A 10,714-nucleotide genomic window follows, 5' to 3' on the forward strand; every position below is an offset into this window, starting at 1 on the left:
GAAACCCGGACCGCATGAGGCTTGCGCGGACATTGCAGAGTCCCGGTTCCCGTCATGCTTCGGTGGCCCCGCCCCTGGCGGCCGCGCTGGACGCCGTAGAGCGACTGGAGTGGCTGGACGGGGCCGTCGGCGGGGTGCGGTGGGCCGTGCGGTCCCTGCCGCTGGGAAAGGGGCGAGACGTCCTGCGGGGGCGGTGGCTCGGCCACCCGCTGCATCCGGCGCTGGTGCAGGTGCCCATCGGGGCCTGGACATCGGCGGCGGTGCTCGACCTGGTGCCCGGCCAGAGCCGTGCGGCCCGCCTGATGGTCGCCCTAGGCCTGGCCGGTGCCGGGCCGGCGGCGCTGGCCGGGTGGGTGGACTGGGCCGAGCAGCGGCCGCCGCAGGCCCGTGTGGGCCTGGTGCACGCCGCCGCCAACATCACGGCCGTCTCCGTGTACGCGGGCTCGCTCGCCGCCCGGCTGAAAGGCCGCCCGGTCCTCGGACGCGCGCTCGGCTTCACCGGGCTCACCGTCGCCACGGTCGGCGGCATCCTCGGCGGCCATCTCGCATACCGTCAGGCCGCGGGCGTCAACCATGCCGAGGCGGTGCCGCTGCTGGTCGAGCCCGGCTGGCACCGGGTGGGCGCGCTGACCGGGTTCCCCGCCGGGGAGCCGGTCCGCCGCATGGCCGGCGAGGTCCCTGTGCTGGTGGTCGTCGTCCCGGCACCCGACGGCGAGGCGGACCAGGTGCACGCCCTGGCCGACCGCTGCAGTCACCTGTCCGGACCCCTGTCGGAGGGCAAGGTCCTCGCCGGGTGCGTCGAGTGCCCCTGGCACGGCAGCCTGTTCCGGCTCTCCGACGGCGCCAACCTCAGCGGCCCGGCGACGGCCCCGCAGCCCGCCTTCGACAGCCGCGTCACCGCCGACGGCCAGGTCGAGGTACGTATGACGCCGCCCCGGTGACCCACGTCCGCCTGTCGGTGACCCACATCCGCCTGATGGCCCCCGTGCCGCGCGCGCCCACCCGTAGCGGTGGGAGTACGTCGGCGTGGGTCAGTCCCGCCGCAACAGGGGCCCGAGCGGTCCGAGGTCGATGTTCAGATCGTCCTCGGACAGGCCGAAGTGCTCACGCAACTCGGCCATCCGGTCTTCCAGCGCCATCAGGGTCAGTCCGAGCTGTTCCACCTGATCGTCGCTGAGACCACCCTCGTCCACGCGGCGCAGCGCCTGCCGCTCCATCAACTGACGCAGCAGCTCGACGACGGTGAGCACCAGGCCCGCCAGACCGCGTTCCACCGACTCCGGATCCATCGTGACGCGCCGCGTCGGGAGCGGGGCTCTGCCGGTGCGGGTCCGACGGGTTTCCCCCGCGGGGGCGGCCGCCGCCGCCCTCCCGTACCGCCTGTAGTGCCGCGTCCGCCACACAACCGGCTCACCGTTCCGCCGTGGGCGACGCTCAGCAGGGCGGTGGCCGGTCATCGGACCGTCTCCTCGGCGTCGAGGCTCCCGACACCGGAGTCCCACTCAGAGCGGACCGAAGCCACCAGCGCGCGCAACGAGATGCGGACCAGGTCGACGTCGGCGATGCACAAGGTCACCTCACCGGTGATCACCACACCTCCGGCCAGCACCCGGTCGAGCAGGTCCACCAGCGCGATCCGCCGGGAGTCGAGCGCGGGTGCGGTCCTGCGCGCGGGCTGTTCGTCGAGCACGGCGCTCATCCCTTCCGTCCGCTGTCGCCGCTCCCGGTGAAGGAGTACGCCGGCCAGGGGCCGCTGAGTTCCAGCCGGATCTCCGGGAACCGCAGTTCGAGGGAGGCCACCGCGGCGGCGAACTCCCGCGCGCGGGAGTCGGGCACCAGATAGGAGTTGTTGAGGAGCATCCATCCCTCGTACTCGGCGAGCCGTGCGTCCTGCGGCGGATGCTCCGCCGTCCTCACGGCCAGCTCGGCGAGGGCCGCGTGGATCGCTTCCGCGCACTCCGCCGCACGCAGGTGCGCGGTCTCCCGTCCTCTCCGCTGCTCTCTCCGGCGCAGCAGATAGGCGGTGCCAGGGCTGTCCTGTTCGCTGGTCCGGGCGCTGGTCCGGTCGCCAGGGGGGTCCGCGACGAACGCCTGCGGATCCGCGTACGCCTTCACGCCCCACTCGGTGCGGCCGGCCAGCAGGTCCAGCGCGGAATCGAAGTCGGCTCGCCGCTCGTCCAGAAGGAAACGGATCCGTGCGTCGTCGTGGTAGACGGTCGCGAAACGCAGCGGGACGACACATCCGCCGCGGGCCGCCGTGTCGATCACCCGGTGGTGAGCGCGGACAGCCGCCTCCAGCCAGGCCAGATCCTCCAGGTGGGCGCCGAGTTCCTCCTCCCCGAAGTCACTCAGCGGCACCGACCCGACGACGGCCGAGAGCCCCGCGCCCTCGACGATGCGCACGGGCTCGCCCGCGACGCCCTTCAGGCCGGCCGGAAGACCGGGCCTCTTCCCGGACGCCACGGCATAGAGCCAGGCGGCCGACGCGCCGTTCATGGCCCTGGCTCCCTATCGCCCTCGGAACGCCGCCGATCCGGTGGACGCCGTCGCGGCTCCTCATGCCGGGGCCGCGGCTCCTCCCGCCGGGACTCCTTCTGCCGGGACTCCTCCTGCCAGGGCTCGGCGGTCCCGGGTCCGGCCGCTTCGGGAGGCGAGCGGCGTCCGGCCTCCAGCTCACCGATACGGCGGCGCAGGCGCTCGTTCTCCTCGACCACGTCCCGCTTGCCCACCGACAGGGTCGGATCGTGCTCCCACCAGTCGATGCCCATCTCCCGGGCACGGTCGACGGAAGCGATGACCAGCCGGATCTTGATCGTGAGCAGTTCGATGTCCAGCAGGTTGATCCGGATGTCACCCGCGATGACGATGCCCTTGTCGAGCACGCGCTCCAGGATGTCGGCCAGGTTCGCCGGTTCGGAGGGGGCAGGACGGCGCGCGGGGCTCAGGCCGCCCCTGCTCGAACCGGCCCAGCCCGGACCCTGGCTCATCGTCACTGGTCATCCGCCCTTCCCCGGTAGTACCGGCGGTCGCGGTGGTACGAGACGAGTTCTCCCTCGCCGTCCACCTCGACGCGGTAGACGGCGAGGATGTCGGTGGAGTCGGGTATCCGGTGCGTCTCGACGACCTCGATGCCCACCTCCCAGCCGTCCTCGCTGCGCTCCAGGGAGGTCACGCCCTCGGCCGGTTCGCCGGTGAGTTCCTGCACATGCTGCGCCGCGTACCGGGCGGCCTTGCGCGCGGTGACGCCCGGGCGCCGACGTGACTCCGGCTCGCGTGCCTCCGGCTCGCGTGACTGCGGCTCGCGTGACTGCGGCTCGCGTGACTGCGGCTCGGGCGCGCGCCGACGGCTTCGCGACTCGTCCGCCTCACCTTCGTCATCCTTCGGGCGGGACCGCCGGGGCGTCCCGCTCTTCGTCCCGTGGCTCGTCCCCTGACTCATCCCGTGGCTCGTCCCGTGGCTCGTCGCGTGGCGCTCCGGGGCCGCCCGTTCGTGGGCCCGGCGCCGTGGCGCTGACTCCTCGGGCACGGGGCGGTCGCGTCCTGTCCCGGGCATGGCTCACACCTCCAGGCCGCCGCTCGGAGGCCCCGCCTCCATCAGACGGCGAACGTATTCCTCCTCCAGGTCCGCCGCCTCCTCCTCCGTGATCTCGCCGCTCTCCCGCGATTCCTGGACTTCCTCCAGCCGCTGACGGATGACCACGGGATCAGCGAACTCCCGGTTCGCCTCCTCGTGCACCCGCTCAGCGATCCACGCCACGCCGCGGACCGGCGCGAGCGGCAGGGTCAGCAGTCCGGTGAAGAGTCCCATCGCTAACGCCTTTCCTCGAAGCCGGCCATCGCCTCGGTCACGAAGGCGTACGGAGCCACCGGCCCGAGCAGGCGCAGCCGGATCCGGCCGTGCCAGCGCCGGGCGAGGTCCTCCGCCGCCTGCTCGAAGGCCGGACGCCGCTCCCGCTCGACCAGGAAGGAGACATCCGCGACCGCGTCGGCGGCAGCCGGTTCGTCCGGTGTCACGGCGACCGAGAGCGGTGCCAGACAGCGGTCGATCTCCACGGCGTCGCTGTCCCGTTTGTCCGCGATCGCCTCGGCCACGAGTTGACCGAGCTGGATCCTCCGGTAGTAACCGGCCTCCTCGGGCATGCCGTTCAGCTCGTCCCGCAGCCGCTGGGCCTCCGGCCGCTCGGCGAGCACCTCCCGCAGCACTTCGTCCTGTACGTACCGGGCCTTGAGTGTGAACTGGGCGGAACCTTCCAGCCGGTCGAGAGCGGTCACGAAGTCGTCGTAGCCGCCCGCCAGCAGCTCATCGGTCACCGCGTTCTCATCGGGAAGCACCGTCCCGAACCGGAAGGGCAGTACCGTCGCGGCCGCGGCCGCGAGCGAGTCCAGCACCTGAGCGTGGGCGCGCAGGTCGTCCGGCGTCCCCAGCGGCCGGTCGGCGGACACCGCACTCACGACGGCCGCGATGCCGCGATGCCTGACGTGGGTCACCCTGGCGTCGGCACTCCCCACCGCAGGCAGCCCCTCCACCACCGTGGTGGCTGCGGACCCCCGGACGACTCCGTAGACGTACCGGCCGCTCTCCGCCCCGGGCGTTTGCGATGCGGCCCCCGTCATGGCCCCCGTCATCGGTCGCGTCCCTTACGACCGGCGGTGCGCGAGGTGCGTCGGGGCTTCGTCTCCGCCGGCTCCAACTGCTCCTCGTCCTCTTCCTCGCCCTCTTCGTCGTACGCACCCTCTTCGTCCTCGGGCTGCTCCTCCTCGTCCTCGTCGCGCCCGCCGAGGATCTCCTGGGCCTTGTCCTTCGCCCCCTCCAGGACACCCTTCGTCTTGTGCTCGGCGCCCCCCTCGTGGATCTCGTCCATGATCCCGGGCAGGCCACGCGTCTCGGTTCCGCTGCGGGCGAGGTCGAGACGGTTCACCGCCTCCGCGAAGCGCAGATACGTGTCGACGCTGGCGATCACTATGCGGGCGTCGATGGTCAGCAGCTCGATGCCCACCAGTGACACCCGGACGTAGATGTCGATGACCAGACCCTTGTCAAGGATCAGGTCGATCACCTCGACCAGACCGCCCGAGGAGGGCCGGTCCAGGTAACGGTTGCGTTGGCCGGCGACGGTCATCACGCTCACCTCGCCTTCGCCGAGGACCGCCTGCGCCGATGGCCGGCCGGTTCCTCGTCCTCGGGTTCGTCTTCCTCAGGTTCCTCGTCCTCCGCCGCGGGTTCCTCTTCCTCGGGTTCCTCTTCCTCCTCGTCGCGCGGCTCTCCTTCCTCCCCTTCCGCCGCCTCGTCGTACGCGTCCTCGGGCTGCTCCTCGGGCTGCTCCTCGCCCTGCTCTTCCTCGTCCGCCGTCTCCTGGTCGCGCACCTCCTCATCGCTGCGCACCACCTCGCCGTCGCGCACCTCGCCCCGCCACCCCTCGACCTCCTCGGGGTGCAGAAGTACCTGGCTCATCGCGTGCCGGCGGAAGTGCTTCAGTTCGAGCCGGGCCCTGCGGCCCTGGGCACGCCAGAGGTTCCCGGTCCGCTCGAACATGCCCTGCGGGTAGTACTGCAGAACCAGCAGGATCCTGGTGAGGCGCGGCCCGACCTCATGGAAGGTCACCGCCCCGTCGACATGGCCCTTGTCGCCCTTCGACTCCCAGACGATCAGCTCGTCCGGCGCCTGCTCGATGACGGTCGCCTTCCACTTGCGGTGCGAGAGGAAGATCTGCGCCTTCCAGTTCGTCTCCGTCTCGGATTCCTGCTCGACGTCCTCCACCTTCTTCATGAAGCCGGGGAAGTCCTCGAACTGCGTCCACTGGTTGTAGGCGTCGGAGACCGGAAGACCCACGTCGATCTGTTCGACGATGTTGACGACCGTGATCTTCTTGTTCTTCTTGTCGCCGTCACCGCCGCCCAGGCCACCGGAAACCGTCTCCTTGGCCTTCTCCGTCACCTGGGAAATGCCGCCGCCGACGGCGGACTTCAACTGCGAGGCGCCCTCGGACAGAAGGTGTTTGCCCCCCGCGAGCGCCACTTTGGGCCCGAGACCGCCGCCCAGTCCCCCGCCGTGAGCCAGATCCTCGACCTTGTCGGTCACATTGGCGACCGCTCGCTCTCCGAGGGCGGCGAGGAGGTTCTGCGCTTCCGCCAGGAAGCGGTCGGTAGGCAGTTCTCTGGTCAACGTGCCCAGGCCGCCCGAAGTCTGACCGTCCGATCGTTCAGTCATACGTCATCACCCTCGGCCTCGCCGTGCGGTCCCGCCACCCCCGGACGACCCGGAACTCGCGGTCCTGCGACTACTGGCGGTCTTCCGGCTCGCGCTCTTGCTGCTGCTGCCGCTCGTCTTCTTCCTGTCCGCGGCGGAAGTGGACGGCGCCCTCGTACGGCCCTTGGCGCTGGGGGCCCGACTCCGCGCCGGGCGCCTCCTCTCCCGCTGTCCGGCCTCGGCCGGCTCTTCCTCCTCGCCGGGCTCCTCTTCCTCTTCGTCCTCGTCCTCGTCGCGAGGCTCTTCCTCCTCGTCGCGAGGCTCTTCCTCCTCGTCGCGAGGCTCTTCCTCCTCGTCGCGGGGCTCTTCGTTCTCGGGCTGCTCCTCCGCCTCCGGTCCGGTGCGGAGCGACGAGGCTCGTCGTTGCATCCGGTCACTCAGCGAGTCGATGCGATTGCCGGCGGCGGCCACGGCGGCGGCCTTGCCCGCCGACAGCACCTCGTCGCGCAGACTCTGCGTGAGCTTGTTGATCTCGGGGGACTTCAGGAGTTTCGTCCCCGCCCCGCCGCCGCCAGGACGGAGGCGACTGCCCGCCGCCGCGCCCGCAAGCGCCAGCGCCCACCGCATCTTGTGCGAGCGCCCGAGGAAGTAGCCGCCGGCGAGGGCTAGTGCTACCTGGCCGTTCTTCATGATCTCTGTCTCCTCCTGCATCGAATCGATGCACTGCCGGAGACCCCGCACTCGCGTCGGATCGTTTCAGACTCTGGCCACGTTCTGCGCGAGGTCTTCCCGAGGCGTCCCGGATCTCGTCCTGCCGCCTCCCGGCCCCTACCCACAGGAGGCGGCACTTATATACCATTATTCAGCATTGGTCACATTTGTAACACTTGGGCCCGACAGGGTGGTGGTCTTCCTGCGTGTGATCGCGGGGGCCGGCGGGCAAGCCCTTCCACGCTTGAGCCCTGGTCAATGCACACCAGCACCAGCGCCATGGAGGACGGGTTTTCTTGGCGTGGGCGAACGGTGACGCTCCGCGGCGGCCGACGTCGTCGCCCTCGGCCTGGGTGCCACCCATTACGCCGCGTTCCGCGGCCTCGAAGCCCCCGCCGAACACCACGGAATGACCAGAGCCCCCTGCTCAGCCCCGCACGGGCCGTGCATGGGCTTTTGTCGTGCCCGCCCTCGTCACGCAGTCCGCCCCCACCCCCGCCCCCTCTGCACCACCCGCGTGATCTCGAACCGAACCCTCGGCTCACCGGCACCGCCCACCAGCCGGACGCGGGCGGTGCCGGTGAGTTGGAGTGTCGCGCCGCTGTGCTCGTCGACGAACAGCGCGCCGGCGCGTGGGTTGAGGGCGAGGTTGCCGAGGGTCATGAGCATCGAGTTGCCGGGGTATTCCGGCCACATCAGCTCGGTCGATGACAGCACCTCGACGAAGCCGGGCTCGCCGCCCCGGTGACTGGCGTCGGCGGCGCCCGTGTCCGAGGCCGTGGCGATGAAGAACGTGTCCGCCGCCGTGATCCAGGCCCGCTGGTCCGGGGTGAGCGACTCGCCGGAGGAGGTCGGTCCGCAGGCGAGGGGAGGGCGGGCCGGGCCGGTGCGGCGGCGCAGTCGCCCCGGGCAGTTGGTGAAGACCTGGGCCGTTTCGATCGCAATCCCCCGCGCGGTGGAGCGGGCGATTCCGTTGACCCTGAGCCGCAGCCGCGTGCGCCCGTCGGGAAAGAGCAGACCGATCTCGAATGGTCCGTCCCCGAGTCTCAGGGACAGAGGCAGCGGCAGTCGCTCCCGGTCCAGGGCCAAGGAGAGCGAATGCGGGCCGGTGCCCTTTGCGAATCCCGGCGGACCTGTCACGGCCGAAGCCCAGATCAGGCCGTCGGAATCCGCCGATCCGATTACCGCCAGAGTCTGCATTCCGACAAAGGCCGCGAGAACCTCCGTCAGGCCGCTCCGGATCACTCGGGAAGATCGGTCGGCCTCGGCCGACCGACCGAGCATCTCCTGCATTTCACGTTCACCTCGATGGTAATTCACCCTGATGACAACTCCCTTTCGGTCCCTTCCGGCCCTTCCGAAGATTACGGAATGCCGCACTCCACCCTCGTGACAAGTCGAACGAAAAGCAAACAGATCGTCAGCGGCTGCCGGCTCCCTGGCTCTTCACCACACGTCACCATGGCACCGGCCCGGCCGGGTCGCAGCCATCCAGACGGTATACAGGCTTCATCCAGAGAGGCCCCCGCGGAATGGCCGAGGCCTGCCGCCCGTCCGGGCTCCGTCGACACAGAGGGGCCGGGAACAAAGGCCGGATCACGTCTTGTGTCTCCGTTCTGTCGGGCACTCCCCGTATCAGGAACGGCAGGCCGGAGTCACGTTCACGGCACGCTGACAAACAGGGGGAGGGCGTTCCGGAACCATGCCGTCGGACCGACCGCAAGATCTGCCGACCGAAAGCGGTCGGGACCGCGAACTGGCGTCCACTGCCGCCCGGAGCCGCCTTCCGGCGCTGACATCTGGCGCTGACATCTGGCGTCGGCTTCCGGCGCCGGCCTCAGGCACCGACTTTCGGGCGACGGCTAATAACTTGACGACGACATTCCATTCGTCCTGTGAATGAATCCAAGTGAATCCGTAGGGGGAAAACTCATGCCACAAGTCGGCAGTTCCAAGGGTCGGGCGGCAACCGGCGACCCGTTCCTGGCCACCGTGGACACGATCGGCTCATGGCTCGGTTCCGCACCCGGGAAGGTCGACTCCGTCCTGTCGGGCGACGAGCGGGACCGCATCCTGGGCGAGGTCGCCGACATGAACAGAGCGGCAGCCACGGGCGACAAGAGCGCCCTGTACGCGCAGCAGTACCTGCTCGACCGGATCTACCAGCTCTACACCAAGATCCCGCTGGGCGAGACCGCCGAGGGCTCCGTCGTCGTGTACGAGATAGGCCGGCTGCTGGAGACCGCCACCGCCGAGGCGCAGGACCGGCTCATCGATCCGGGACTGCTCGACGAGGCGCCCGCGGAACCGCGGGAGTACCTGTCCTGGCTGAAGCAGATGGCCCGTGGGCACCGGGTGTACAAGCACCCCTACTACCACGAGTTCATCCGCAACACGGCGACCGAGAGCGACCTGCGCAACTACGTGATGCAGGAGTCGGTGGTCGACGGCCGCTTCGACGACCTGCTCGCGCTGATGCAGGTGGGCACCGCCGGCGAGGCCAAGATGGAGATCGCCTCCAACTTCTGGGACGAGATGGGCAACGGCAAGCCCGCCGAGGTCCACACCACCCTCTTCAACAAGATCTTCGAGGTGTTCGAGATCTCGGAGGAGGAGCTGGAGCGCTCGCTCACCGCCACCTCGCTGCTCAACGGGAACCTCGCGGTCATGCTGTGCCGCCACCGCTCGCTGTACCCGGAGGCCGTGGGCTTCCTGGGGATGACCGAATGGATGGCGCCGGACCGGTTCGTCCAGGTCGTGCACGCCTGGGAGCGCCTCGGGCTGCCGGAGGTGGGGATCACCTACCACCGGCTGCACATCACCATCGACTCCCAGCACGCGCAGGGCTGGTTCCACAACGTGGTGCTGCCCGCCGCCGAGTCGGCGTACATGCGCCGCGCCATCGCCCGCGGCATCCTGTGGCGGCTCAACTCCTCCGCCGCGTACCTGGACGAGCGCATGCCGTCCGCCGCCGTCTGACGTCCCACCACCTCACTCCTTTCACCTCACTCCTTCCACCCAACTCCGTCCGCCTCACTCCGTCCACTCCCACTTCGTCTGGAGGACAGACATGCCGCTTGGCAGTGAAGGGTTCGTCATCATCGACCTGCCGGATGTCTCGGCCGACATCCTGCCCAGTTACGACGACTGCCCGGTCGACGAGTACATGGGCAACGGCACCCGCTTCAAACGCTTCTCCCAGTACCGGCTGAGCCCGCAGGGCGAGAACGCCTGGTCGTTCGACCGGCTCGCGCACCGCGACTACACGACGTACAAGAAGTTCAACTCGGTCGGCGGCGGCATCCGCCGCGTCTACGAGCCGATCAAGGTGGACTTCACCCCGCTGATCGAGGCCGGCATCCGGGAACTCGGCCTCGACCGGTCCGAGGACTGGCAGATCAACGTCCACCAGAACCGCACCCGGGCCGACGGCGGCAAGCCCGGCCCGCTCACCCCGGAGGGCGTGCACCACGACGGGCACGAGTTCGTCATGATCGCGATCCTCAACAAGGTGAACGCGGCGGGCGGCACCACCCGTCTGTGGCACCCCGGGGCCGACGCGCCCTTCTGGTCCGGCACGCTCGAACCGGGGCGGGCGGTCCTGCTGGACGACCGGGCGCTCGCCCACGACGTCACCGACGTGCTGTCCGGCGACGGCGGTCCGGGCCACCGGGACATCGTCATCATCGCGTTCTCGCGGTGGGCGGAGAAGTGGTACGGCGAGGAGCACGACGCCGCCGCCCTCTCCCAGACCGAGAACACGCTCGAGACCGAGACCGCGAAGTAGCACCCGCTCTCGCCGAGAACCAGAACCAG

14 protein-coding genes are annotated in these 10,714 nt (G+C 70.0%); 3 read left to right on the forward strand and 11 right to left on the reverse strand.

The genetic code is table 11. The features are described 5' to 3' along the window. Positions 1–62: 62 nt before the first annotated feature. Positions 63–941 carry a Rieske 2Fe-2S domain-containing protein gene (locus tag OG352_RS15330; protein ID WP_443072279.1) on the forward strand — a complete coding sequence of 293 codons (879 nt, stop codon included), beginning with the start codon at positions 63–65 and terminating at the stop codon, positions 939–941. 90 nt (positions 942–1,031) lie between these two features. Here the strand turns inward: OG352_RS15330 and OG352_RS15335 are convergent, their stop codons facing one another. From OG352_RS15335 to OG352_RS15385, 11 genes are all read right to left on the reverse strand, one after another. Further along, entirely contained in the window at positions 1,032–1,289 is a 258-nt protein-coding gene (locus tag OG352_RS15335) for a gas vesicle protein K (RefSeq protein WP_329217499.1), read from the reverse strand. A gap of 164 nt (positions 1,290–1,453) precedes the next feature. Continuing rightward, positions 1,454–1,699 carry a gas vesicle protein gene (locus tag OG352_RS15340; RefSeq protein WP_329217500.1) on the reverse strand — a complete coding sequence of 82 codons (246 nt, stop codon included), beginning with the start codon at positions 1,697–1,699 and terminating at the stop codon, positions 1,454–1,456. Next, positions 1,696–2,496 carry a GvpL/GvpF family gas vesicle protein gene (locus OG352_RS15345; RefSeq protein WP_329217502.1) on the reverse strand — a complete coding sequence of 267 codons (801 nt, stop codon included), beginning with the start codon at positions 2,494–2,496 and terminating at the stop codon, positions 1,696–1,698. The genes OG352_RS15340 and OG352_RS15345 overlap by 4 nt, the downstream gene beginning before the upstream one ends. Continuing rightward, on the reverse strand, positions 2,493–2,987 hold the full coding sequence (locus tag OG352_RS15350) for a gas vesicle protein (RefSeq protein WP_329217503.1): 495 nt from the start codon (positions 2,985–2,987) through the stop codon (positions 2,493–2,495). The genes OG352_RS15345 and OG352_RS15350 overlap by 4 nt, the downstream gene beginning before the upstream one ends. 2 nt (positions 2,988–2,989) lie before the next feature. Further along, on the reverse strand, positions 2,990–3,439 hold the full coding sequence (locus OG352_RS15355) for a gas vesicle protein GvpO (RefSeq protein ID WP_329217504.1): 450 nt from the start codon (positions 3,437–3,439) through the stop codon (positions 2,990–2,992). A gap of 117 nt (positions 3,440–3,556) precedes the next feature. Continuing rightward, positions 3,557–3,808 (reverse strand): c-type cytochrome biogenesis protein CcmI, encoded by a 252-nt coding sequence (gene ccmI / locus OG352_RS15360; protein WP_329217506.1) that lies wholly within the window; start codon positions 3,806–3,808, stop codon positions 3,557–3,559. A gap of 2 nt (positions 3,809–3,810) precedes the next feature. Beyond that, positions 3,811–4,614: a GvpL/GvpF family gas vesicle protein gene (locus OG352_RS15365; RefSeq protein ID WP_329217507.1), complete on the reverse strand. Its 804-nt coding sequence runs from the start codon at positions 4,612–4,614 to the stop codon at positions 3,811–3,813. Positions 4,615–4,622: 8 nt separating this feature from the next. Beyond that, positions 4,623–5,120 carry a gas vesicle protein GvpJ gene (gene gvpJ / locus OG352_RS15370; RefSeq protein ID WP_329217508.1) on the reverse strand — a complete coding sequence of 166 codons (498 nt, stop codon included), beginning with the start codon at positions 5,118–5,120 and terminating at the stop codon, positions 4,623–4,625. 5 nt (positions 5,121–5,125) lie between these two features. After that, positions 5,126–6,208, reverse strand: a complete 1,083-nt coding sequence (locus OG352_RS15375; RefSeq protein WP_329217510.1) for an SRPBCC family protein — start codon at positions 6,206–6,208, stop codon at positions 5,126–5,128. 6 nt (positions 6,209–6,214) lie between these two features. Next, positions 6,215–6,877, reverse strand: coding sequence for a hypothetical protein (locus OG352_RS15380; protein ID WP_329217512.1), 663 nt, complete (start codon positions 6,875–6,877; stop codon positions 6,215–6,217). 495 nt (positions 6,878–7,372) lie between these two features. Beyond that, positions 7,373–8,038, reverse strand: coding sequence for a pyridoxamine 5'-phosphate oxidase family protein (locus tag OG352_RS15385; RefSeq protein WP_329217513.1), 666 nt, complete (start codon positions 8,036–8,038; stop codon positions 7,373–7,375). 792 nt (positions 8,039–8,830) lie between these two features. On the opposite strand from OG352_RS15385, the gene OG352_RS15390 reads away from it, so the two are divergent. Together OG352_RS15390 and OG352_RS15395 are read left to right on the forward strand one after the other, a co-directional pair. Next, the gene (locus OG352_RS15390) at positions 8,831–9,877 is read left to right on the forward strand and encodes an iron-containing redox enzyme family protein (RefSeq protein ID WP_329217514.1); all 1,047 of its coding nucleotides are present in this window, start codon (positions 8,831–8,833) and stop codon (positions 9,875–9,877) included. Positions 9,878–9,968: 91 nt separating this feature from the next. After that, on the forward strand, positions 9,969–10,685 hold the full coding sequence (locus OG352_RS15395; RefSeq protein WP_329217515.1) for a 2OG-Fe dioxygenase family protein: 717 nt from the start codon (positions 9,969–9,971) through the stop codon (positions 10,683–10,685). Positions 10,686–10,714: the final 29 nt, after the last annotated feature.

It is taken from the genome of Streptomyces sp. NBC_01485 (assembly GCF_036227125.1).
Taxonomy (GTDB): Bacteria; Actinomycetota; Actinomycetes; order Streptomycetales; family Streptomycetaceae; genus Streptomyces.